Source organism: Paenibacillus sp. UNC451MF (assembly GCF_000686845.1).
Lineage (GTDB): Bacteria > Bacillota > Bacilli > Paenibacillales > NBRC-103111 > Paenibacillus_S.
The window spans coordinates 111,903-136,328 of the sequence record NZ_JMLS01000021.1 but is presented as its reverse complement, the minus strand read 5'-3'; the positions used below and the strand labels follow the sequence as shown (position 1 = coordinate 136,328).

Here is a 24,426-nt window from a genome sequence, read left to right as displayed (position 1 = left end):
TGAACAAGGGTTTCTGCGTAATGCACCTATTGACTTAGAACGCCCAGTTGCCTTTTCTGAAAACAGGCTCAATCGTTCCGTCCGCCAGCTCGCCGTCAATTTCCAGATCAGCTGAGCCGATCATGAAATCAACATGAGTCAAGCTTACGTTAGCTCCGCGCTGAAGCAGCTCTTCTTTGGACATCTTCGTACCGTTTTCCAATGTGAACGGATAGGCGCTTCCTACGGCAAAATGGCAGGAGGCATTCTCATCCACTCCTGTGTTGTAGAAGATGCGGTTCAAATTGGAGATCGGCGAGTCAAAAGGAACCAGCGCGACTTCGCCAAGATGCTTGGCGCCTTCATCGGTATCCAGCAAATCCTTGAGATACTCCAAGCCGACTTCTGCTGTATAATCAACCACTTTGCCGTTCTCAAAGCGGAACGAGAACCGGTCAACCAATCTTCCGTTCAAATTCAACGGCTTTGTGCTGCTCACTGTACCATTTACACCATCCCGCTTCGGCAGCGTGTACACTTCCTCGGTAGGCATATTGGCTACGAAAGCAATTCCTTGATCATTGAGACTTTCGCCGCCAAACCACAAATGGCCCTCAGGCAGCTCTACGGATAAATCCGTACCAGGTGCTTTATAATGCAGACGTTTGTATTTCTTATTGTTCAAACGCTCTCTCATGCTTTTAAGCGTCTCAATGTGCTCGCGCCAAGCAGCTACAGGGTCTTCCTGATCGACCCTATTGATTTTGAACAAAGTTTCCCACATAGCGGCAACTTGTTCGTCTTCCGGAAGATCGGAAAACACCTTTGATGCCCAAGCCTTCGTAGGAGCTTTAACCAAGCACCAGCTGAATGCTTTGTTGCGAACATAGCCTTGGAACTTTTGCCGAGCAACAGAAGCGGCTCTGGTAGCTGTCGATACTTTATGCGAATCGATGCCTTTGTACAGGTCCGGGTTCGGCACCTTGATATTCAAGAGCGCTCCGCCGCCTTCAGCCAGCTGCTCCATCATTCTTGCTGTCCATTCCGGATAGAAGCCGAACGATTCGTCAGGAGCATATTCAAAGCGTGTGCGCGTGACCGCTTCGTCATCCCAAGCGACTTGAACGTATTTAGCTCCAGCTTCGTATGCTTTTTTGACAATGTATCGGGTTAACGGTGCAACTTCGATAGGCGACTCAATAAACAACACTTGACCCGGTTGAATGTTGACCCCGATTTTGACAAGTAGATCAGCGTACTTTTCTAAGTTTGTATCCAACGAGTTCATGCGACAGTGCCCCTTTGATCTTTTTTATCCATTGGTTAATTATCCGACTTTTAAGAACAAACATCAAGTTTTATCTTAACATGTCTTGCGGATGGATCAAAGCAGACTCCCCATTATATCCCAAAAAACTGTTTTGCCGTCAGCGTAGTGGCTTCCGCCACTTCTTCCGGACGCTTGCCCAGGCAGCTCGACACAGCCTTCACAATATGCGGTAAAAATGCTGGTTCATTGCGTCCATTAGCAGGCTTCACATCCATATCTCTCGGTGTCAAGAAAGGAGCATCCGTCTCCAGCATCAATCGGTCAAGCGGAACGAACTTAACCAGCTCCCTCAGATGCTTGCCCCGCCGTTCATCGCAAATCCAGCCGGTAATACCGACGTAGAATCCCATATTCAAATACGTGCGCAGCTCATACTGATTGCCCGTAAAGCAGTGTACTACGGCCTTATCCATTCGATCGCGATATGTCTTAAGAAGAGCGACTAAATCGTGATGAGCTTCTCTCTCATGCAGAAACAAAGGCATCTTCAGCTCACAAGAGAGTGCAATCTGCTCCTCAAACCATTTTTTCTGCACATCTCTAGGGGAAAAATCCCGGTTATAATCCAAGCCGCATTCCCCTATAGCCACGACATGCGGGAGCGCGGCAAGCTTTTTCAAATCCTTCATGGTCGTGTCATTACAGCTCTTGGCATCGTGAGGATGAACTCCGGCTGTGGCATACAGCTGGCCCGGGAATCGACCGGCATACCGCGCGGCTTCCAGACTGCTGCGCAGGCTTGTTCCCGTTATAATGATCGGTGACACTCCAGCCTGGGCAGCACGGGCAACGACTTGTTCCCGGTCCTCGCTAAAGGAACGATGCAGCAGGTTGACTCCAATATCGACAGTTGGTATATTCATCCATTTTCCTCCGGATCTTGGTTAAAATGAGCGGCACAGCATGAGGCGGGAACGGAATCTGCCAGCCACACTTCATTGCCTGCATAGTAGAATACGACTCCGGCCTGCTCCGCTTTTCTTGTATCCACCGACAGCATAACGAGCGCCCCTCTGCGCCTTCCGGCCATGCTTGCAAAATGAGTTCCTTCAGACAAGTGAACATATTGGCGGTTCATCGGACGTAGCCCCTCCTGCAGGATAGAAGGTAGTGCTTGAGTATTCGTACCGTGATATAAGAGTTGGGGTGGGGTGCCTGGAGAATATTGAACTTTATCATGGCTGTGGCCGTATCTGGCCTTTATCCGGTCCCCACTAATTTCGAAACGCTGCTTATCCGAATTGGCTACAACCTCTCTTATATCCTTAGCGGTTACCCACTCCCATTGGGACTGTGTCTGAATAACCTTAAGCAATTGCTGTAACGTACAAGACCCGTCCTCAGGATCGAGAGTAAGCCCGAAGTCCTCCGGTGTATGTCGAAGCAGCTTGGTCATCAACTTACTGAGACTTATTTCTAACTTGTGCTTATGCAAATGAATCACTTCCTATTGCTTTACAAAATGAATTATTTTCATTATACCGATTTGAAGCAAAAATAAATGGTAAAATTTAAGTATAAATCTCATTTCCTGCTTCCTATGCCAGGGAACTACCCTTTATGAACAAAGCTGCGTGAATGAAAAGAAGCCTTCCTATGAAGGCCTCCCCCATACTTCCTTTAATGCAGATCGGAACAGCTCATCGAGCTGTTGATCCTGATTTTCCGCTGAATCACTCGTATCTCTAGCTGATTGCTCAAAATGCTCGATTTGCTGTTCCAGGAAAACGTTGATCGGTTCGATCCTCGGTTCGTGGTCCAGCTCTTCACCGGATTTCTTGCGTACGAGAAGTGACTGGATGGCCTCTGATAGCTCACTCCCCTGCGGAACAAGCTCTTGTACCAAACTATCGAACTCCATTGGCGGCATCGTCCCGACCCGTTCTATCCATTGACAGGCTAATATCGGCCGCAGTACATAGAAATACTTTTTGATTTTTACCTGCTCCCCCTGAAGGTAGTCCCGATAGTTCCGCTTTGCCATATGAAGATAATGGTACAAGCACGATTTCGGTGAAAAAGTGAGCGGTGACAGACCGCGGATTTGTTCGGCTACCGAGTAATTTTCGTAATAAATGAACGGCGATTGCAGCCATTCGAGCAGCGGCGGGTTCGATTTACGGAACAGGTTCAACGCCTTTTTCAAATCCCAACCGTTTATGTCAAGCATACTGCTGATCGGCCGCTCGATGACGTCCCTTTTGTCGAATATCGATAAATACCAGTCAACAGGCCGGATATAAAGAAAACGAACATCGTAGTCACTGTCTTTGGACGGGAACCCCCATGCCCGGCTCCCGGATTCGCAGGCGAATAGAATACGTACCTGCTCCTTTTGTTCTATAAGCTGAAGCTCTTCCGTAATTTGTTGTCTAAACTGAGAATCGATCAACCTTTTCCCCCTCCTGTCCGATATAGATATTATTATTCGTTTCCAGTATGCCCCTTCGAATGCCTCTTAAGGCTTACGCTTTACAAGTCCTATCATCGCTTATCCCGCTGTCCGCGAACATGGCGAAAGTATGACGATCATGAATTTTTTCCATTTTCACCCTAACACTCCCCTGTTACAATGATAAGAACAGCTTGATATCAACGGAGGATGATCATGGCCAGAGAAAGCTTTGATAAAGAAATCCAATTTTTACGCATGCTTGTGCTGACGAGCGGAGCCTACAGCCGGCAGCAGTTTGCCGAGCGCCTTGGCATTTCCGTCCATACCTATGATAAAACGATACGGCGTCTTAAAGAGATCGTCCAGACCGTGTATCAGCAGCTTCCACAAGAGCAGAGCAAAGAATTCGCCGAAACGCTCCGTTTCAATTATTACGAATCTGCGGATCCAATGCTGCTGTTTCTTTATAGAGCGAAATCGCTTAAAGACTCCGAGACCTATCGGCTTTCCCTGCTCCTTACCGCGATGCAGCATGAGCCGATGACAGCCATGGCATTGCTGGACAGGTGCAATGAGCAAATGCCAGCGGATTTGCCGCTGCCGGATGAGAAAACGCTCCGTTCCGACCTCAAATATTTGGAGGAAGTCGGGGTCATACGCAGAGAAGCAGGTGGACGCCCGTATCGCTATAGGTTACAAGACGATTTGCTGCAGGAGCTGTCGTACGACGAGCTCATCGATCTATATGACTTTGCCGATGTCATGTCCAATACCCAGGTTCCTTCCGTGCAGGGCTATTTACTGCGGGACATGTTGAAAAAAGCATTGACCCAATCGGAAAAAGAGTCCTCTTTTGTCACGCCCTTTTTATATAAATATCATTATCCTTCGCGCATTCTTGACGAAGCTCATTTCCATACATTGCTTCAAGCGATACGTCAGCGCCGTCTAGTCAGCTTCCTGTACTTCTCGCCCAAGACACGCAAAAGCTATACATCCAAAAATACAAATCCGCTGTTCGAGCGGGAGACCTCAGGAAAGCAGCAGCTGCTGCTGCCCGTTAAAGTTGTCTACGATCATCAGTACGGAAGATGGTACTTGCTCGGCTCCACCACCCAGTTCGGTGTGAAGAAATACCGGATGGAAGGGATCACGCAAATTGAGGAGGGCGAAGCCGTGACCGAGGAGCTTTTTGCAGCCAAGCAAAAGGCACTGGAGGAACAAATCCAATACAGCTGGCTCATCGATACGGGGCGCCGTGTAACTGTGAGAGCCCGCTTCTATCACCCGGAGAACTCGAAAAGCAATTTTGTTAAGGAGCGTGTTCTTCTCCAAGGCCAATGGGGACGCATTACAGAGGAGGACGACATTTCGTTCGTATACGAGATCGAGGTGAACGGGACGACGGAAATCAAGCCTTGGCTGCGCAGCTTCGGTTCCAGCTGTGAAGTATTAGAGCCGTCCCACTTTCGTAAAGAGATGATCGAGGAATGGAAGGAGATTCTGACATACTATGAATCTGTTTGAGAAAATGTTTAATTATCAGATCATGTCCCGCTTGGAAGACTCCGGCACGTTTACGGTTACTGCCCATGAAAGAGTATGGCTGAAAAAAATGCTGGAGCATCCTTCCGCTCCCGAAGCCTTCGCTCCCTCGACTATGGAAAAGCTGCGACTTATGCTGGAACGCGAACCGGGGCTTGATTTTACAGACGCTTTTATTGAAAAAGCCCGAAATGTCGAGAAGCAGGTATACCATCCGCTGCTCCGCTTGCTGCGACGGGTCATCATGAACCAGAACGCCCTTAAAATAACGTTTCAGGTCAAAGATGGACGCTCCTTCAACGAGCAGCGCGGATTTCCTTTTAAGCTGGAATATTCGATGGTAAAACGAGAATGGTACTTGCTGTGGCATCATTTAGGAAAACGGGCCTTCATGTCCACCAAGCTCCAGAATATCGTATCCATAACCGAAGAACCGTTCCCTGCTGATGAAGCGGATCGTTTGAGCAAACGGATAACTGACATTTTGGAGACCCGGAAAGAGACCGCGCTAATCGAAGTCGTGCAAGCCTATAACAAGGAGCTGTCGCGGATTTTATACGCCTTTTCCTGCTTTGACAAGGAAGTCTCTTACGATACAGGAACCGATACGTACCGTATTGTTCTTACGTTTCTGGGGGACGAAAGCGAAACGATTTTATCCAAAATCCGATTCCTTGGCAAAAGGGTTCGAGTGATCGAAAGCGGCAAGCTGCAGCGGCGTATGCTCGAAACAGCGACGAAGGCGCTCGAGCGGTATCACCAGTTAGAGAAGCAGGATGTTGAGGTTCGGTGATGAGTTGGATATTGGAGTGAGGAATCTGGTGCTTTGTTGGTTAGTGCTCACCAGCTCTGCAGTTTACGTGCATAAACAAAGATGGACCGCTTAAGGGCGGTCTATTTTCTAACGATTCAAATAAGTAGGCAAGAAGCCTTCAACGAAAGCTGCCTTTTCGTAAATTTCGCTGGAGATGCTCGTACACCTCGTAATTGTACAATCCGAGCCGTTGTTTTAACGCTGCACAGAACGCAATAAGCAGCTCAGAGCCTTCGGATTGCTCGAATTGTATGCCTCTTTCGACCAGATATTCAGCCATCGCCTGGAATGGCTCCTTCTCATTCCGTATACGGTCTCGAAGCGTTAATACCTCATCCAATAGCCATTGGATAGAAAGCTGTTCAGCTTGCTCGGATACCTCCCCCGCCGGCTGGTATACACTCAGAAATAAAGCATCGATACTCTTAGCGTCGAGATCACTTCTATGTATCCCATGGGCGCGTTCGCTTCCAAACAAAGTCTCAACCTCTTTCTCCAACATCGTAAGAAGGGGGAAGCCTGACTCGTAACCGAGACTCTCAATCAACTGACGGTAATACCAGGTTTGCTGCTCTTTTCCTCTCTTAAACCGCCTCCATACCAAATCGCCTTCGATCTCTATGGCCCTCAACGTGCTGCGTACATTGTGCAGCTTGTCGGCACAAGCGACCATACGAATCGCCTTGGGTGCTGTTTTTAAATATTGAACGGTGTGCTCCTTGCGCTCCTCCCAGGACAGCGACTTATCCGGTTCAGAACAACCTTTAACAATATCCGCTACCTGTTGACCGAATAACCGTACTAGATCATCGTAAGTAGCCGCAGTGTCCTCCAAGGTGTCATGCAAAATGCCTGCCGCTACAACCTCAGGTTTACAGCGGGCCTCCCGTAAAATCATTCCGACCGCATAAGGATGGGATATGTACGGAATGTCAGTCCCTTTACGTACTTGGCCCTGATGAGCTCTTGCTGCGAACTCAATTGCTCTATCTATAATAAATTCCATCGATTCTCCCACCTCCTATGGCTCAAATGCCCTCAACGAGCTCTGTTAATACTTTTCCAATGCTAGCATGAACTAAATAATCGGCACGGCTATCGTAGGTTGTTGCCGACTGATTTATTAATATAAGATTATTACCCCCATAATACCGGATTAACCCTGCTGCGGGATTGACCGTTAGTGACGTTCCACCCACGATAAGCACATCCGCCTTGGATATATACTCTGCCGCCTGTTCCATTACCGCATAATCGAGCGGCTCCTCATACAATACGACATCAGGCTTCACGGTTCCTCCGCATTGGTTACACTTGGGCACAGAACCACCACAACTAACCATATGTTGCAAATCAAAAAAAGTGCCGCAATCCATACAATAATTTCGGTGAACGGACCCGTGAAGCTCCAATACCTTTTGACTCCCGGCTGCTTGATGAAGACCGTCAATGTTTTGGGTGACAACCGCCTTAAGCTTCCCAACCTGCTCCAAACGGGCTAAAGCTTTGTGGGCAGCATTTGGTACTGCATCCTTATATATCATCCGGGATATATAAAACTCGTAGAAGTCCGCTGTATGCTGCATAAAGAAACTGCGGCTCAAAATTGTTTCCGGTGGGACGGAAAACCTGCTTTTCGTCTGGTACAATCCGGAAGCCGAACAAAAATCCGGAATGCTGCTCTCCGTCGATACACCGGCACCACCGAAAAACACAATATTGCCGCTTTCCGCCACGCTGCATTTCAACTGTTGAAGGTCCATCACATCCCGCTCCTTTCATCTATTCTTTCACTGTATACGTTCGTCAAATAAACATTTCCTTTCTATACGTATTAGACATGCTTTGGATTCATAAGAGCTCCTGCTCTTTAATAAGAGAGAGACAGTTGGTTATTGAGCTCAAAGAGTACTATAATGAAATATAGAAGCTTCACTGGATAAAGCAATGAAGGAGATTTACAAAATGAATACAGATCGCAATAAGGAAACAGCTGATCGAGCTCAATCGGATCAGCACTCCGGCATACGACGGATTCTCGTCATGACGGCAGTTGATGCGGAAAGAGATGCTGTTCTTAGAGGACTTCAAGGCCACCCAGGATTCGAGGTGCTATCCGCGGGTGTAGGACCTGTTGAAGCCGCTGTTACGACAGCGGTCGTATTAGCCGAGGCAAAGCACGCCTACGATCTAGTCGTGTGCGCCGGTATTGCAGGCGGCTTTAAAGGACAAGCCGACATTGGCTCCCTGGTCGTTGCTAACGAGATTATTGCGGCAGACCTCGGTGCTGAGACACCGGATGGCTTTCTTACCTTGGATGAGCTAGGGTTTGGAACGGCTCGCATCGCAGTCACCTCCGAACTCGCCTTGCGCGTTACGGAAGCTTTGCGCGAAGCCGGATTGCAGGCTCACTCAGCTCCTGTACTTACGTTATCCACCGTTACGGGTACCGCAGAAGCCGCCTCAGAGCTGGCAGCACGCATTCCAGGCGCTGCCGCAGAAGGTATGGAGGGCTTCGGGATAGCTGCGGCGGCCCGCAAATTTGGAATACCGGTGCTAGAGATCCGTTCTATCTCCAATTCCGTTGGCCCTCGTGATAAAGCTTCCTGGAGGATCGGAGATGCACTCAAATCATTAGAAGCAGCAAGCACAGTCTTAATGGAGGTATTAATATGAAAATCGCATTTTCACCTTGTCCCAATGATACATTTGTATTTCACGCCTGGGTTCACGGACTTATTCCAGACGCGCCGAAGCTTGATGTTACGTATGCTGATATCGACATCACCAACGGTCTAGCAGCCAGTGGTACCGGACCAGAGGTTCTCAAGGTTTCTTACGCTGCCCTGCCTTGGGTTATGTCCGAGTATGCTTTGCTGCCTTGCGGCGGTGCCCTTGGAAGAGGCTGCGGCCCGTTGGTACTGACCAGAAACAATCTAACCACTACTCAAACTCCTTCCGTACTATCCGGCAAAAGAGTGGCCGTACCAAGCGAGCGTTCAACCGCTTATCTCCTGTTCCGGCTGTGGGCCGCGCAAAATGTACCGGGTGGCGTTGGAGAAATCATCGTGATGCCATTCCACGAAATTATGCCGGCAGTACGCGATGGCCATATAGATGCAGGCCTCGTCATTCATGAAGCACGCTTCACCTATCCATCCTACGGTTTAAGCCTGCTGACGGATCTGGGCAGCTGGTGGGAAACGGATACTCAGCTTCCTATTCCGCTTGGAGCCATCATCGCTCGTCGCTCGTTGGATTTGACATCTATTACGAACTGGACACGAGCATCCGTCGAGTATGCATGGGCACATCCGGAAGTATCCAAGGAATACATTCTTAGCCATGCTCAAGAGATGGATCCTGCTGTAGCGCAGGCACATATCAACTTGTATGTGAACGAATTCACCGCTAACTTGGGTGAAGATGGGTACGGAGCCGTTGATGCTTTGTTGAGCCGTGCCGCTCATGAAGGACTGGTTCCTGAAATTGATCTTAGCTCCCTGCGTTTATAAAAAACACGGAGCTTTCCATAATCATTCTTTCCAAAAATGCCTCCGGGCGTTGGTTGTCGAGAAATTCAGTTATTCTGAAGATGACTAAGGGCGTAGGTGGGATAACCCCTGTAGGAGCGTACGCGTACGCCTTTGTTATCGGGAAATCCCCACTTCAAAGTGAAAAAATTAAAAATTTCCCGATAACAACAGCGGCTGGAAGGGGTTATCCCACCGGAGTACCGCACACACTTCTGAAGTTCCACAAGCTTCTCAACAAGCTAAACGCCACAAGGCATCCCCCTCCTCTGATACGATCTGTATATTTTTTATCATCAAGGGATTGATTTCAGCAAAGAAACGTGCAATAATACATCCAAGGATACATTTTGTATCAAACGAGCGATGGAGGGGTTACCTGTGAATGTGAGTATCACAAACCTGATAAACATGGAAGAACTGGATAGTGAGTGGACCGATCTGATCAGGACGGCTCGCATGCAGGGACTTAGCGCCAATGAAATTCGGGCCTTTCTAAGAAACCCAAGTTACCTCGCACAACCTATGAACCTATCTACAAACGGCTTCAATCAGAATGAAACTCACGGATATCTTGAAGCGAAGTAAGTTATCACAGCAGAACAGACAGTGAACAGATATAAAGTGTATATAAATTGAAAAGCCCCTCCGGGGCTTTTCATCGTTTTAGCGTTCCCTATTTCTTTTGAATAAAACGATCGCCCACAAAACCGCCCATGCCGCCATTGAATCAAGAATAACATCCTGAAATAAAGGCGACCTTCCCGGGACAAAGAACTGATGCCATTCATCCAAAACAGCCATAAGCGTAGCACCTAGCCAGGCATAAACGATAGATTGTCTTCCAACAATCCGGTATAACAGGATACCTAGCAAACCAAAGGCGATGACATGAGCCGTCTTCCGGACTATCGCATTCAATGCATAAGCGTCCTGCTCCGTCAATCCGGTTATGCGCTGGATAATCACCTTGGTATGCTCTCCGGTAAACATTTGAAATGCAGTGAACAAAAAGATTGCGGTCAATACGACGGCTAGCCCTAGCCACCCCATCCAACCTTTTATGCTTTTACTTAACTTTATCATTGTGCCATTTCATAAACTCAATCACTATTTTATATTCATGTATACGCTCTTTCTCAATACCCGAATTTTTCAAATCACTAATGAAATCAAGCCATTCTTTATCGGGGTGCTGCTTTATTTCTGCATCTGTCGCAATTTTAAGCAGCGTCTTGAGATCCACCTTTAATACCGATGCGATTTTCTCCATAACATGAATCGATGGATTTTGCTTTAAGTTACGCTCAATATTGCTTAAATACGATTTGGAAATCCCGGTCCGCTCTGAAAGCTCGGAAAGAGTAAACCCTCTTTGTTTCCGAATGGAGGAAATATTATTACCGATCATGTTGTTCATCACTCCGCAGCACTTCAGGTAAGCATTCCTGGTTTTTCCACATCACACCCTCAATACTAATCATCAGACATTTTCCCCCCGTGTCATGACCTCCCGCTCCTTACTCCAAATAGTCCCTTTAAAACGAGTAAAGTTCATACAAGAGCGATTACAGGAGTCTTTTCCCTTGATTATTGGATTGGTACCGTACTTTTTCCCAATTCACTCTTTGTCGGACTAATATTAAAGCGCTTACTATTCCCTTTTCAGTACATGCCATAAGGCATCATCGTCCGCTTATTCTCACCTCCTCCGCTTACTTTAATGGTAAAGTTCCCTAATACCTTAAGCCATTCCCGTTATAAACTGAATACATCGGCATCAACACACATAAATTTTACAAAAGGGGGTCATGCGTTATGTATTCGCTTCTAACGGGAACATGGAAAAGGGCACAATATGTTTACCATCAAGTGATGCATGCTTACCATTGCACTCTCTACAAGGATTGTCTTGATATGCAAATGAAAGCGCATTTTTACCGGATGGCAAGGCATCATGAACTAAAACTAAAATCGTCCAGCTGAGCTGATCAGTGCATTGCTGCTTGCTGCACACCGATACCCTTCGTCTTTTTGCTTACGGCGCTCTTGATGCATTCGATAACTCTGTGCTGCTCTTCCAGAGTCATCTTGGAACCGGACGGAAGGCATATGCCTGTCGTAAATAATTGATCGGAAACACTCTCGTTGTCTGCATGTTTATAATATTTGCACCCTTCAAACAAAGGCTGCAAATGAAGCGGCTTCCAGACAGGCCGTGCTTCAATATTTTCTTCCGTCAAAGCGGCCAGCAGCTCCTCGACAGTAATTCCAGCCTCATTCGAATCTATTGTAAGTACGGTCAGCCAGCGGTTTGAGCGAGTATGCTTCATCTCGGACATAAAATGAAAACCGGGTAGATGAGAGAGCTCCAAATAATATCGTTCAAAGATCGCTCTTCTTGCCTCAACCCTTTCTTTCAAAACTTCCAGTTGGGCTCTCCCGATGCCTGCCAGCACATTGCTCATCCGATAGTTATAGCCCATCTGGCTATGCTGATAATGGGAGGCCTGATCTCTTGCTTGCGTCGCAAAAAATCTGGCGTTTTGCAATCCCTCAATATCATTGGAAACGAGCATTCCCCCACCGGAGGTTGTAATAATTTTGTTGCCGTTAAAAGAATACACACCGTATTTGCCGAATGTTCCGCTCGCTCTTCCTTTATAGGTAGAACCGAGAGATTCCGCTGCATCTTCGATCACCGGGATGTTATAGCGATTGCAAAGCATAACGATTTCATCCATTTTTGCACTTTGTCCATATAAATTAACGACGATGACAGCTTTGGGCAAGCTGCCCTCGACATAAGCGTCAGCCAATGCCCGTTCCAATGCCTGTGGAGACATATTCCAGGTTTCCGGCTCCGAATCAATAAAGACCGGGTTAGCTCCCATATACACAATCGGGTTCGCGCTCGCAACAAACGTAAGACTGGAGCAAAATACGACATCTCCTTCTTTAATTCCAATCAAGCGCAAAGCCAGATGGATGGCAGCCGTCCCTGAAATAACCGCAGCAGCATCCCGGACTCCCACATGCGCAGCCAGCTCCTTCTCGAAGGCATCGACATGCGGTCCTAACGGAGCGATCCAATTTGTATCAAAGGCGTCCTGAATGTACTTCAATTCGTTCTCGCTCATATGTGGAGCGGACAAATAAATTCTGGTCTTATCCGTACTCATAATGAATGATCACGTCCTTTCTAAATTGTATTAGGGCAATGAAGCACCTTGGCCGGGCTCCCAACAGCAGTACTGAATGATGGAATATCGCTTATTACCGTCGAACCTGCACCAATGACAGCCCATTCGCCAATTGTTTTTCCTGGAATAACGGCTGCAGCTGCACCGATCATCGTTCCTTCCCTTACGCATACCGCTCCGGTAAGCGTCGCATGAGGCGCCACATGGGCATAATCCTCAATCCGGCTGTCGTGTTCGACTATGGCTCCCGTATTGATGATGGTGTGATTACCGATAATGGCATCCGCATTGATTGTGCAATGAGCCATAATAACAGCACCCTGCCCGATCTGAGCACTAGGACTTACCACCGCAGAAGGATGGATTAGCGAAACGTAGCTTTCCTTCGTGAATCCGAGCTTTGTGACAATCGATTTTCTTACTTTGTTGTTCCCAATGGCTACAATAAACTTCAGATGCTCGATTTGCCGCAGCAAATGTGGAACGGAAGCAACAGGTCCTCTGTAAATGCCGTCATCGTGGCATACAAGCTCCGTATATTTATCATCCAAAACAGCTTTTACCTTATCATTTTGAAATCGAATGAGGTCCATGATGACTTTACTATGTCCACCCTCGCCAATAACGGCAAGCTCCATCGTTCAACCCTCTCGTTTCATGAAAATTTAGACCCTGTGAATCGTTCCATAGTTACATGGCTTGCATGGCTGATCCCTTCCGGTTTCAGCACTTTTTTAAGGGTCATTCCCAATATTTTGAGATCGAGGAAAAAGCTCTGATGCTCCAAATACCATACATCCAGCTTGAATTTTTCTTCCCAGGAGATAGCGTTCCTACCGTTCACTTGGGCCCATCCGGTAATTCCCGGCCTGACATTATGCCTCCTAGCCTGCTCTTCCGAATACAAAGGCAAGTAGTCCATCAATAACGGACGAGGACCGACTAAACTCAAATCCCCTTTGACCACGTTGACCAGCTGCAGCATCTCATCCAAGCTGTACTTTCTCAAAAATTGGCCGAAAGGGGTTAATCGCACGGCATCTGAAAGTAAATTCCCTTCACTATCGGTTGCATCCGTCATCGTACGGAACTTATACAAATAAAATGGGTTGCCGTGTAATCCTGGACGCTGCTGTGCGAATACGATAGGCGAGCCTAGTTTTCTTTTCACCAGAATAGCCACAATCGCAATAACTATGGATAACAGCAGCAGCAGCGAGATTGAAACCAGCAAGTCAAACAGTCGTTTCATGGTTTGTTACTTCCCCCTTACGGCGGATAAAATTTGCTCTTTGATTTCCTCGATTAAATCTCTAACTCCTAGGTTCTCAGCCTCATTGCCCCTATGATAGGCCCTTAACATAATTTCCTTCATCTGCTGCTGAGTCAGTTCCGATAGCTTCATTTACAAAACCTCATTTACAAGATGATCTAATGAGAAATCCCTTCCGCTTTGTTGAAACATCTGAGGGTCGCCATTCACGCCAATCCCCGCCAGCATGGACTCTTTTTCCTTGTAGCCATTCGGATTGTGCAGCTGCCAACGCCAGGCATCTCGGCACATTTCTTCTAAACCCAGCTTAGCAGCCCAGCCCAGCTCTCGCTTTGCTTTACTCGGATCTGCATAACAAACTCCGATATCGCCTGGTCTGCGCTCCGTGATTTTATACGGAATGCTCTTACCGGTTACACTCTCAAAGGCGGCTACCATATCCAACACGCTATACCCTCGACCGGTTCCAAGATTGTAGGCTTCTACTCCGGTGGAAGCACTCACCTTATCCAGCGCCTTCAAATGCCCTTGTGCAAGATCCACCGCATGAATGTAATCTCTTACTCCTGTACCGTCCGGTGTCGGATAATCATTACCGTATACTTGAAGCTCCTTGAGCCTTCCGACCGCTACTTGAGTAATATAAGGCATGAGATTGTTAGGAATGCCGTTCGGGTCTTCCCCGATCCGACCGCTTTTATGCGCTCCAACAGGGTTAAAGTAACGTAATAGCGCAATGCTCCATTTGGAATCTGACTTATATAAGTCCCGCAGGATTTCCTCAATCATCAGCTTCGTTCGTCCGTACGGATTCGTTGCGCTAAGCGGCAGCTCCTCAGAGATAGGTACGCGTTCCTGTAAACCATATACAGTTGCGGAGGAGCTGAACACTAACTTTTTCACCCCGTACTTCTCCATCACTTTACAAAGCGCCAATGTCCCCGTAATGTTATTGTCATAATAACGGAGCGGCAGCAGTACCGATTCCCCTACCGCCTTGAGACCGGCAAAGTGAATGACGGCATCGATCTCATTTTGTGCAAATACGACCTTATCGAGCTTCTCCTGGTCCATTAAATCAATTTGATAGAACTTAAAATCCTTGCCCGTTATCTCCCTTACCCGCCTTAGCGATTCGACATGACTGTTTGCCAGATTATCTACTACAATAATTTCATACCCCGCATTTAATAGCTCCACACATGTATGACTTCCGATATAGCCGGAACCACCCGTAATAAGTACAGCCAACTGTTTCGCCCTCCTATAGACTTAAATAGTCGCTTTTATAGATGAGGTTTAAGACCACGACGTTTTCGTAATAAAAATAAATGAAGTAACAGACGATAATCGCATAGTAAATAAGCCGTTGACTGTCTTTGGCGAATATTTTCACAATCCAAGACATTAGAATTAAATTGTATAAACCGAAATAAACGATGAATCGGGCGAATATCCAGTTTTGTGTAGCGATAGCCATGAAAATGAAGCCTAACAACGACATATTGACCACATAATCACTTTGCGGAAAAATCTCCCTAAGCTTATGCCTGCCCAGATAAGCAAACAGAACGGGGACACCTTGTATCACTACCCGGATAAAGTTAGCGCCTCCTTCATTGAAATCTTTGTAATTGCTGTATTGCGTATCCTCAATGGCTGAGAAGATAGCATCGGAAAATTGATTGTAGCCAAGCACCAGCAGAATGGCTAACGCCAGCAGGGTAAAAGTCGCACTCGTCCATGCCCTTCTTCTCACAATGAAATAAATGGGAATAAGGATAAGCGCACTTTGATGAATCGTTGATGCGAATAAAACGACGGCAATATACTTCTTCCAATCCCCATTAAAAATGTATTTGGTAGCCGCAAAAATGATGGCGCCAGCCAAAAATTGCCGAATCCCATTCATAGCTACGATATACAGTCCCGACGTAATATAGAGATAAACACTTATCTCGAACAAGCGGGAATATTTATACAACACCATAACGATAAGCAAATTGGTCACTAATGCCGTTATAAATACAAGCGCTTGAGGATTAGCCGTGTACATTTTCAAAATCATCAGGAGAATGCCGAAGCCCATATCTTTTTTGGATAACACATACTCCCAGGTATAAGGGTCCACAACAAATGAATGCATATAAAAGAAAGTATCGCCGATATTATTGCGAAGACCCGATATCATAACGAAAATAACAATAACAACAAACGCCATGAACTTATTAGGCTTAATATAGACAGGACCCAGAGCTGAAGGCTTTGCCAAAAATCTTGAGAACAAGGAGACAGCATAGACAGAGAACAGATTAATCCAAAGAATGGCCATAGCTTGTAATCCCTTCAAACCCGTTAAGAGGTTCTTGTTTTTCTAAGTACGTAACAATAAAGCATAAACCCGAACGGAATCGCAGCGAACGTTAGCAGCTTGCAAGGTGTCTCATTAATGAATCGCCTGTTTTTGGATAAAAGGCTGCTTGATACATAATGTATCGATTGTTTGAACTTAAATAACCTGCCGGCGAACGGCAGCTTCATGAGCTCCTTACGGTAAAAAGCGAATCCGTTAGGATTTTTACGATATTGACTTAACATATTTCTGGATGATCCATCCGGTAAATATTCGACACAGCAAAGCACTTCGTTCATCAGCAGCATTTCATACTTCTGATCCAGCATGTAATATTTATAAGCTAGACCCACGTATTTCTCATTCTTAAATAGCGGATAAGGATATTCTCGGGTTAACTCGGTTCGGTACACCAGCTTCTTATCGCCAGTCACTCCATGCTTGTTATACAACTCGAACAAAGACGAGTATTTAAGCTGCTCCGGCAGGCAAGAGCCTACAATCCGCCCGTCAGTATAAGAATCCAGGCCTATGATTCCGCTGACTTTGTCGCTTCCATATCGGTCCCAAAATGAAAGGATTTGCTCTACAGCATCGTCCGGCATATAATCATCCGAATCAATACACACATTAAGCTCCGTATCAATCAGCTCATAAGCCGTATTATGGGCTCCATGCATCCCCTGATTTTCCTGCCAATGATAACGGATTTCGATTTCTTTATCGTCCATCCAGCCCTTGACCAATTCTTTAGTCGTGTCACTGGAGCCGTCGTCTATAATAAGCCAAATAAACTGCTTGGATGTTTGGCGTTTTAGGCTTTCGTAACAAACTGGAAGACAATATGCCCGATTATAAGTAGGTGTAAACACGGTTAGTGTCTTCAAATTCATCACCTCGTCATGGTTAAATAATAGTCTTCCACCCATCTAGCTGTCGTTCTAATATCATAACCACGCTCGGTTAATGAGTTAGCTGGTATATGGCGAGATGTTGGTTTCGCTATTCGGCGCTTTATCGCCTGTACCCAAGTCGTCGGCTGGTCAAGCGATATATAATCTACTAGCTCCATCCCCATGTCCACTTCCTGAGTGATAACATCGGAAATAATACAAGGTAAACCCGCTCCTTGCGCCTCTATCAGAGTAACCGGCAAGCCCTCATGCAATGATGGAAATACGAATGTATCAAAAGCTTGAAGCAGCCTTGCAATATCACTGCGTACTCCGAGAAATTTCACTTTTCCCTCCAACTTGCATTCCCTTACTTTCTTCTCCATTTCAGGCCGCAGCGGTCCGTCCCCGGCCAGCACCAGAACGGTGTTCGTGTTCGGAGTATCAGCATGTAATTGAGCAAAAATATCGATAAGAAATGCATGATTCTTCTGATGGTTGAATCGTCCAACATGTCCGACTACGCAGCTGGCTTCGGGAATCTCCAATTCCCTTCGTACTTGTACCCGAACCTCCTGGTTAAATAAAAATTTCTCGTACTCAATTCCGTTTTTTAATATCGCCGCTTGATCCTTCCTTCCAGGAAATAGCCATTCGGCGGCTTTAAGCGAGCAAGCTATAAAGTGGGTGGAGCTTGGTCGTATAAAGCTGCCTGCGGCCCATTTATACATTCTGGCTGCAAAGCCACCCTCACTGCTTGTATTATGACTATGAGCAATACGCGTAGGCACACCAGCCTTCTTCGCCGAACGAAGAACGAAGCCGCTCATTTTGTCCATGTGGGAATGGACGATTCGATATTCGGGATGCGAAACGAAAAATTGATTCAACGCTTGTATGTATTTGGAATGGCCCACCTCAGTCAAATAAGGAATCCGGTGAACCCTGCCGCCCATAGCCGTTATTTCCGAATCAAAAATCCCTTCCTTGCATGTCAAAAAATCGAACTGGATTTGGGTTCGATCAATATTTCGATACATATTCATTAACAGCGTTTCGGCTCCACCGCGATTCATATTAACAACGACGTGTAAAATCCTTACTGGATCGCCCACAGTACCTCCGCCTTTTCTTCCATAAATAAAGAATAAATCTTTCTTTTCTCATCCAACACTTTACGGATCGAATAGTCCGCCTCAATCATTTGACGACCCGCCATTCCCAGCTTACGCTGCATTGGTTTGCTGCGGACAAGGGTTATGATTCGCTCCGCCATAATGTTGACTTCATTAGCGGCTACAATCCAACCGTTCAGATCGTTGCGCACAAGCTCTCTGTGACCCCTGTTATCACTCGCGATAACGGGAAGGCCGCAGGCCATCGCTTCCATGATGTTGACAGGCAATCCTTCACGTGCACTGGATGCAACGGCAATATCACACATCGGCAGCAGCTTATCGATATCCGTCCGATAACCTAGAAAATCCACCTTATCAGCAATTCCCAAGCGAGCTGCCAAATCACGACATCCTTCTTTTAAAGGGCCTTCACCCGCCAGCAGAAGCTTCGCATGAGGAGCTTCGTGTTGGATAAGAGCCAATGCTTGAATAAGGTATTGCTGGTTCTTGTTCTTGTTAAATTCTGCTGCATAAAACATTAAAACATCATCTGCGGCATACCCAAGCATATTACGCGCTTCACGCTTCTCATCTTCCGTCCATGGCTTAAAGCGTTCCGTATTGACTCCTACCCCATGAACATGGTCGATTCGCTTGGCCTTGAACCGGTGATTCACAGCCAGACGGTAGTCTTCTTCATTAATCGTGATTAAACAATCCGTATAATGGGAGAGCCACTTCTCAATCGGATAATACAACAGCCAATTGATAAGCGGCCCTCCTTTGCAAAAGTGGAAGCCATGAGCAGTGTACAACACTTTCGTGCCTTGCTTACGTGCTTTGCGTGCTGCGAGACGGGCAAGCACGCCGCCCATTGGGGTGTGACAATGGATAATATCGTAGTCATTGGCATTAATAATCGATTTCAATCGATTAAAGACATTCCTGTTTTGCCATTTAAAAGGCGAACGTTCAAAAGGAATGTCGAACTTCGCATCCACATGGGGCAGCTCTATCTGTCCGTTGGCGGCCACATGGACCTCCCACCCTTGATCCTTGAACCAGCTCATATAGGGCAGGTGAAAAGCTTTAAAGTGATAGTCCATCGTTGCGCAAAATAACACTTTCTTTGTCACGGGGATCACCTATTTTATCAATTCTTTCTCCAAAACTCGGGACAGATAGTTGAGCAGATCATACCGTAAATCATCTCTTTGAAGCGCAAATTCAATGGTCGTCTGAATAAAGCCCATTTTCTCCCCAACATCGTGCCGAGTTCCGTGAAATTCGTAAGCGTATACCGCTTCAATGCGATTCAACTCCGCAATGCCGTCCGTAAGCTGGATCTCCGAGCCGGCGCCCGGTTCCTGGTTATTTAAAATATCAAAGATACGCGGACTTAAAATGTATCGTCCCATGATCGCCAGATTCGAAGGAGCGAATTCTTTCTTCGGCTTCTCCACCAAATGCTTTACTTTATAAAAGCGTTCATCCATAGGATTACCGTCTACTATGCCATATCGGGAAACCTCATCATCGGACACGTGCTTAACCCCAATAATGGAAGCGCGGTAATGCTCGTAGAGCTCCATCATTTGCTTCAAGCAAGGCTTCTCGGCCCTAACAATATCGTCCCCGAGCAGAACGGCAAATGGTTCATCGCCAATAAATTTGCGTGCGCACCAAATCGCATGTCCCAAGCCTTTAGGTTCCTTTTGACGAATATAGTGAATGTCCACATTCGCAGACTTTTGAACCTCATTCAACAAGTCGAACTTTTGCTTTTCCAGTAAGTTTTGTTCCAGCTCGAAGGAGCTGTCGAAATGATCCTCAATGGCCCGCTTTCCTTTACCTGTAACGATAATGATATCTTCAATACCGGACTCTATCGCTTCTTCCACAATGTATTGAATAGTCGGTTTATCTACTATGGGCAGCATTTCCTTCGGCATAGCCTTCGTTGCTGGAAGAAATCGGGTACCGAGTCCAGCAGCCGGAATAATCGCTTTTCTTACTTTCATCTCTACATCCACTCCTTATTAACCAATCGAAATCAACTTCTTGGATGCTGGAATCACATTGCCGTTAGCCAAATTCAATAACTGCTCCCGCAAAATGACACCATCCAAAGTCGAATAATTGTTAATCATTTTCCGGATTTCTTCTATGTACAGATCTGCCGTTTTACCGATATAAATTTTTGGATACACTTGCTGCTCCTCAATTTCATTAGCCTGGAGCAGCTCTTCGAACAGCTTCTCACCTGGTCTTACACCTGTAAATACGATTTCGATATCGTCTATGGAATTACCCGAGAGCTTGATCAAATTTTTCGCCAAATCGACGATCTTGACCGGATCTCCCATATCGAGAACGAATATTTCACCGCCCCTGGCCAATGCTCCTGCTTGTATAACCAAACGGGAAGCCTCCGGTATCGTCATAAAATAACGAATCATGTCCGGGTGTGTGACCGAAACGGGTCCACCTTTTTCAATTTGCTGTTTGAATCGAGGAATGACACTGCCACGGCTTCCCAACACATTGCCGAAACGTACAGCGACAAACTTGGTCTCGCTGCTCTTATCCATATGCTGGATGATCATTTCCGCAAGCCGTTTCGTAGCACCCATGACGCTTGTGGGATTGACCGCTTTATCGGTCGAGATCATAACGAAGGTGCCAACCCCGAACTTGCTCGCTGCTCGGGCTACATTCATCGTTCCAATGACATTGTTTTTGACCGCTTCCTCCGGATTTCGTTCCATCAACGGCACATGCTTATGAGCAGCGGCATGATAGACCACATGAGGACGGTACTTGTTCATAATGGACATCATTTTGACAGGATCCTGAATATCCGCAATTTCTGTTATAAATTTAATATCCGTCTGTCCGCATCTATCCCGAAGCTCCATCTCGATGCAGTAAATGCTGTTCTCCCCATGACCAAGCAGTATCAATTGACTCGGATTAAATCGCGTAATTTGACGGCAAATTTCCGATCCAATCGATCCCCCTGCTCCTGTAACCAGCACTCTTTTTTGCGTAATATACTCCGAGATGCTGTCAATATCGAGTTCAATCGGTTCCCTTCCCAGTAAATCTTCTACTTGAACGTCACGGAACTGGTTCACGGCCAGCTTGCCGGTTACGATATCCTCCAGCATAGGCAGTATTTGCGTTTTGGCTGGGGTCTTTGCGCATTCTCTGAAGATGATATTCAAATCCTTTTTGCCAAGTGACGGAATAGCAATAACGATGTTATCGATATGCAGGTCAGCCACCGCTCTTTCAATTTGGTCGATGCCGCCAACAACCGGAATGCCCAGAATATCCAAATGCTGAATGTTAATGTTGTCGTCAATAAAAGCAACGGGCAAAAGCTCTGCGTCATGATTCTTAATCAATTGTCTGACGACCATCATACCTGCGGAACCGGCTCCTACGATTAACGTACGTTTTTTATTCACGTCTTTTTTAATATAAATGTCCCTTACAAGCCGCCAGCAGAAGCGTGAGCCTCCGATCAGCAAGATGTGCACCATCCACGTCACTGCAAGCAGCCGGACGTAAATATCCTGAACGATAATTTCCTGAATGAACGCTGCAGAAATAATGGAAAGCGTAATAGCTTTGAAAATGCATACCAGTTCCCCGATGCTCGCATACTCCCAGGCTTTTTTATACAGCTTGTAAATCATTGAGAACACATGGTGACTGAGCAATAATGTGATAGAACTGACGACTAGCGGAAGTGTAATGACATGAAGATCGGCTTCCAATAAAAATCTGCTGAAAAAGATCGATGTCAATACGATAGCAGAGTCTACCATAATTAATAGCGATAACCTTTGATGGTATGACAAAAATGTTCACCCTCTCAATAAAGTACTTAAGTATAAGGCCTTCATGAAAGACCCTATAATTAAACCCTTTAGTGTCATGTAGGGCATTTAACCCTTCCTCTCACCACACCCTTGACGACTGGCGTCTAAGGTTTATCGCAACCCACAGCATGGTCGAGTACCTCCTTCGATAACGGCAAGGAGACATCACCGGAACAAGTTCGATGTTCTTTATAAAGAACGTAAATGCAAAAAAAAAATAAAATTCTATGTTATGTGAGCTCGTAGTACGCATTTCATGATTCGTTTTGTCGGAAAGTTTATAGTTCTCGTGTAGTAGGTCTAGAGGAGTAAAACGAAGTGATATCATGGATCATTGTTCTTTTATAAGAAGTTTTCACTCAAAATATTCTTTATAAAGAACGTTGAGAACAAAAAAAATGAGCGATAGGTTTCGCTAAAGTAGTACTTAGTACTTCCATTCTAGTTCTTTATAAAGAATTTGTCAATACAGTTTATTGTGTTTTTTCCCACATTTCAACACCATCACTAAATTTACGAGTTGCCGGTTGGCACATTCGTTCTGGAAATGCGCTTTGCTTTCCTCAGCACTTTTTTCACCAGCTGCTCAACGATTCCAAATACATATTTAAACTCCTCTGTTTTGTAAAACAGAACAATATAAACAACATTCGGAACAACCAAACAAATAATGATCTTCAATGCAAGCACCAGAATGGTATCCGCAGTCAGCCAACGACAAAGCAGGCTTGTGAGCAAACAAGTTCCAAGTCCAATAGCTGCATAATAAGCATAAGTTCCGTAATAGTGCATAAGCGGCTTTTGAAATACTTTTTTATACACAAAATAAGGTGTCGTCCAGAACGGTACCAGCAGAGCACTAATGAGAGCGCCGATGAATACGCCCGATATCCCCATCACTTGAACAAGCCATATCGAAGAACCTAAATTCACAACGGCTTGGATTAATGGTGCATAACGATCTTCATGGAAAATACCGGCTGTTGTTTTTACCGTACTGATCGAATTTCTCATGCCTCTTTCATAGAAGGTTATCATTAACACAATCAAAACCATCTTTTCCATTACAAATTGCTTGCCTATCCACATGGTGATAAATGGCTCGATGATGACGTACATGAAAATAGCGCAGAAGGAATACAGCCAGAAATTCAGAAACATCGTCACTTTATACACGCTATAAATTTTTTCTTTGCTCTCTTTAGCCACCAGGTTACCGACACTATGGTATATATTGTTGAAAATTTGATTAATAAACGTACGGCAAATTTCTATCAGCATATTATAGTTGGAATACAAGCCTACTGCTGCGATGCTAACGAATGTCGATATCATAATATTGCTTGTTCCGAAAATGAAATAGGTCCCCACATTTTGTAATACGATGGCTTTCACATTTTTGATAATGCTGCTCTTCGTAATAGCATCTAATTTGGCAGTGACTTTTTCCTTCAAAAAAGGATACATTCGGTTTACTATGATGAATAAAATTATGGAGTTGCTTATGACGATGGTGCTGTCTACAATCAGGTAATAAATGAAGTTCTGAGTCCAATACAATATAGCGATCTTAAGGCAGGTCGATGCGATGGACAATCCTGTAAAGATAGCTGTTGTGATATAGCTTTTTTGGTATACGTTTAATAAGTTCGTTTTGTAAGAAAAAAAGTAAGGTATGACGGTATTCACCAAAAATAATAAGTAGATTACATGAATATTTTGGAGACTGGAATCTTTTATGAAATACGGAAGAAAAGGCATCAGCAATAATCCAAGCAATAATACGACGAGGGCTATTATTGTATATGCCTTTTTGTATAATTTCATGAGCACATTAATTTTTTCATAATCATTATCCGCTACTGGTTTGTAGAGACTGTAAATGATACTGGAGCCTATGCCCGCCTCGGCGAGGGAAAGCATCGCCAATAAGTTCGTAAACAACCCATTTAAGCCCAAATATTCGACACCGAGCGTATTTATAAAAACCGTTCTCGAAAAGAAGCTCAAAAAGGTAATGATAAGCTGATTTCCTATGCCGACAGATATATTGATAATAGAGTTGTTTATTCTCATATGCATCTCCGCGTTCCATGCTCT

At 45.6% G+C, this 24,426-nt stretch carries 25 protein-coding genes; 5 read left to right on the top strand and 20 right to left on the bottom strand.

Annotated features, from left to right (window positions below):
• Nucleotides 1–34: 34 nt before the first annotated feature.
• From BP97_RS0121190 to BP97_RS0121175, 4 genes are all read right to left on the bottom strand, one after another.
• A complete protein-coding gene (locus BP97_RS0121190; protein ID WP_028550898.1) occupies nt 35–1,267 on the bottom strand; it encodes an aminopeptidase in 1,233 nt (410 codons plus the stop codon).
• Nucleotides 1,268–1,380: 113 nt separating this feature from the next.
• On the bottom strand, nt 1,381–2,172 hold the full coding sequence (locus BP97_RS0121185; RefSeq protein ID WP_028550897.1) for a TatD family hydrolase: 792 nt from the start codon (nt 2,170–2,172) through the stop codon (nt 1,381–1,383).
• Nucleotides 2,169–2,744 (bottom strand): RNA 2'-phosphotransferase, encoded by a 576-nt coding sequence (locus BP97_RS0121180; protein ID WP_036746285.1) that lies wholly within the window; start codon nt 2,742–2,744, stop codon nt 2,169–2,171. Before BP97_RS0121180 ends, BP97_RS0121185 begins: the two co-directional genes overlap by 4 nt.
• Before the next feature lie 159 nt (nt 2,745–2,903).
• Nucleotides 2,904–3,701, bottom strand: a complete 798-nt coding sequence (locus tag BP97_RS0121175; protein ID WP_442952382.1) for a nucleotidyltransferase domain-containing protein — start codon at nt 3,699–3,701, stop codon at nt 2,904–2,906.
• 216 nt (nt 3,702–3,917) lie between these two features.
• On the opposite strand from BP97_RS0121175, the gene BP97_RS0121170 reads away from it, so the two are divergent.
• Together BP97_RS0121170 and BP97_RS0121165 are read left to right on the top strand one after the other, a co-directional pair.
• Nucleotides 3,918–5,231 carry a helix-turn-helix transcriptional regulator gene (locus tag BP97_RS0121170; RefSeq protein WP_028550894.1) on the top strand — a complete coding sequence of 438 codons (1,314 nt, stop codon included), beginning with the start codon at nt 3,918–3,920 and terminating at the stop codon, nt 5,229–5,231.
• A complete protein-coding gene (locus tag BP97_RS0121165; protein ID WP_028550893.1) occupies nt 5,218–6,042 on the top strand; it encodes a WYL domain-containing protein in 825 nt (274 codons plus the stop codon). Before BP97_RS0121170 ends, BP97_RS0121165 begins: the two co-directional genes overlap by 14 nt.
• Nucleotides 6,043–6,181: 139 nt before the next feature.
• Here the strand turns inward: BP97_RS0121165 and BP97_RS41610 are convergent, their stop codons facing one another.
• Together BP97_RS41610 and BP97_RS0121155 are read right to left on the bottom strand one after the other, a co-directional pair.
• Entirely contained in the window at nt 6,182–7,069 is an 888-nt protein-coding gene (locus BP97_RS41610) for an HD domain-containing protein (RefSeq protein ID WP_028550892.1), read from the bottom strand.
• A gap of 22 nt (nt 7,070–7,091) precedes the next feature.
• Nucleotides 7,092–7,826, bottom strand: a complete 735-nt coding sequence (locus BP97_RS0121155; RefSeq protein ID WP_028550891.1) for an NAD-dependent protein deacylase — start codon at nt 7,824–7,826, stop codon at nt 7,092–7,094.
• 202 nt (nt 7,827–8,028) lie between these two features.
• Between BP97_RS0121155 and BP97_RS0121150 the strand changes: the two genes are divergently transcribed.
• The 3 genes from BP97_RS0121150 (at nt 8,029) to BP97_RS0121140 (ending at nt 10,184) form a co-directional block, all read left to right on the top strand.
• The gene (locus tag BP97_RS0121150; RefSeq protein ID WP_028550890.1) at nt 8,029–8,739 is read left to right on the top strand and encodes a futalosine hydrolase; all 711 of its coding nucleotides are present in this window, start codon (nt 8,029–8,031) and stop codon (nt 8,737–8,739) included.
• The gene (locus BP97_RS0121145) at nt 8,736–9,578 is read left to right on the top strand and encodes a 1,4-dihydroxy-6-naphtoate synthase (protein ID WP_028550889.1); all 843 of its coding nucleotides are present in this window, start codon (nt 8,736–8,738) and stop codon (nt 9,576–9,578) included. Before BP97_RS0121150 ends, BP97_RS0121145 begins: the two co-directional genes overlap by 4 nt.
• A 405-nt stretch (nt 9,579–9,983) precedes the next feature.
• The gene (locus BP97_RS0121140; RefSeq protein ID WP_231506355.1) at nt 9,984–10,184 is read left to right on the top strand and encodes an anti-repressor SinI family protein; all 201 of its coding nucleotides are present in this window, start codon (nt 9,984–9,986) and stop codon (nt 10,182–10,184) included.
• Between the two features lie 78 nt (nt 10,185–10,262).
• On the opposite strand, the gene BP97_RS37070 is transcribed toward BP97_RS0121140, so the two are convergent.
• The 14 genes from BP97_RS37070 to BP97_RS0121065 form a co-directional block, all read right to left on the bottom strand.
• Nucleotides 10,263–10,682 carry a VanZ family protein gene (locus tag BP97_RS37070; protein ID WP_051620845.1) on the bottom strand — a complete coding sequence of 140 codons (420 nt, stop codon included), beginning with the start codon at nt 10,680–10,682 and terminating at the stop codon, nt 10,263–10,265.
• The gene (locus tag BP97_RS0121130) at nt 10,666–11,007 is read right to left on the bottom strand and encodes a helix-turn-helix domain-containing protein (RefSeq protein WP_028550887.1); all 342 of its coding nucleotides are present in this window, start codon (nt 11,005–11,007) and stop codon (nt 10,666–10,668) included. Before BP97_RS0121130 ends, BP97_RS37070 begins: the two co-directional genes overlap by 17 nt.
• 580 nt (nt 11,008–11,587) lie before the next feature.
• Nucleotides 11,588–12,778 (bottom strand): DegT/DnrJ/EryC1/StrS family aminotransferase, encoded by a 1,191-nt coding sequence (locus BP97_RS37065; protein WP_051620843.1) that lies wholly within the window; start codon nt 12,776–12,778, stop codon nt 11,588–11,590.
• A 20-nt stretch (nt 12,779–12,798) separates the two neighbouring features.
• Nucleotides 12,799–13,437 carry an acetyltransferase gene (locus BP97_RS0121115; protein WP_028550886.1) on the bottom strand — a complete coding sequence of 213 codons (639 nt, stop codon included), beginning with the start codon at nt 13,435–13,437 and terminating at the stop codon, nt 12,799–12,801.
• A gap of 17 nt (nt 13,438–13,454) precedes the next feature.
• Complete coding sequence (locus tag BP97_RS0121110; protein ID WP_028550885.1) at nt 13,455–14,051, bottom strand: sugar transferase; 597 nt, start codon at nt 14,049–14,051, stop codon at nt 13,455–13,457.
• Nucleotides 14,052–14,057: 6 nt separating this feature from the next.
• On the bottom strand, nt 14,058–14,204 hold the full coding sequence (locus BP97_RS40280) for a YwzD family small protein (RefSeq protein WP_156043272.1): 147 nt from the start codon (nt 14,202–14,204) through the stop codon (nt 14,058–14,060).
• On the bottom strand, nt 14,205–15,323 hold the full coding sequence (galE, locus tag BP97_RS37060; protein WP_081824298.1) for a UDP-glucose 4-epimerase GalE: 1,119 nt from the start codon (nt 15,321–15,323) through the stop codon (nt 14,205–14,207).
• 13 nt (nt 15,324–15,336) lie between these two features.
• Entirely contained in the window at nt 15,337–16,404 is a 1,068-nt protein-coding gene (locus tag BP97_RS0121095; protein ID WP_028550884.1) for an EpsG family protein, read from the bottom strand.
• Between the two features lie 23 nt (nt 16,405–16,427).
• Nucleotides 16,428–17,312 carry a glycosyltransferase family 2 protein gene (locus tag BP97_RS0121090; RefSeq protein WP_028550883.1) on the bottom strand — a complete coding sequence of 295 codons (885 nt, stop codon included), beginning with the start codon at nt 17,310–17,312 and terminating at the stop codon, nt 16,428–16,430.
• A gap of 5 nt (nt 17,313–17,317) precedes the next feature.
• Nucleotides 17,318–18,433 (bottom strand): glycosyltransferase family 1 protein, encoded by a 1,116-nt coding sequence (locus tag BP97_RS0121085; RefSeq protein WP_028550882.1) that lies wholly within the window; start codon nt 18,431–18,433, stop codon nt 17,318–17,320.
• Nucleotides 18,418–19,572, bottom strand: a complete 1,155-nt coding sequence (locus BP97_RS0121080) for a glycosyltransferase family 4 protein (RefSeq protein ID WP_028550881.1) — start codon at nt 19,570–19,572, stop codon at nt 18,418–18,420. Before BP97_RS0121080 ends, BP97_RS0121085 begins: the two co-directional genes overlap by 16 nt.
• 9 nt (nt 19,573–19,581) lie before the next feature.
• Nucleotides 19,582–20,457, bottom strand: a complete 876-nt coding sequence (gene galU, locus BP97_RS0121075) for a UTP--glucose-1-phosphate uridylyltransferase GalU (protein WP_028550880.1) — start codon at nt 20,455–20,457, stop codon at nt 19,582–19,584.
• Between the two features lie 18 nt (nt 20,458–20,475).
• Complete coding sequence (locus BP97_RS0121070; RefSeq protein WP_028550879.1) at nt 20,476–22,305, bottom strand: polysaccharide biosynthesis protein; 1,830 nt, start codon at nt 22,303–22,305, stop codon at nt 20,476–20,478.
• 534 nt (nt 22,306–22,839) lie between these two features.
• On the bottom strand, nt 22,840–24,402 hold the full coding sequence (locus tag BP97_RS0121065) for a lipopolysaccharide biosynthesis protein (protein WP_028550878.1): 1,563 nt from the start codon (nt 24,400–24,402) through the stop codon (nt 22,840–22,842).
• Nucleotides 24,403–24,426 lie beyond the last annotated feature (24 nt).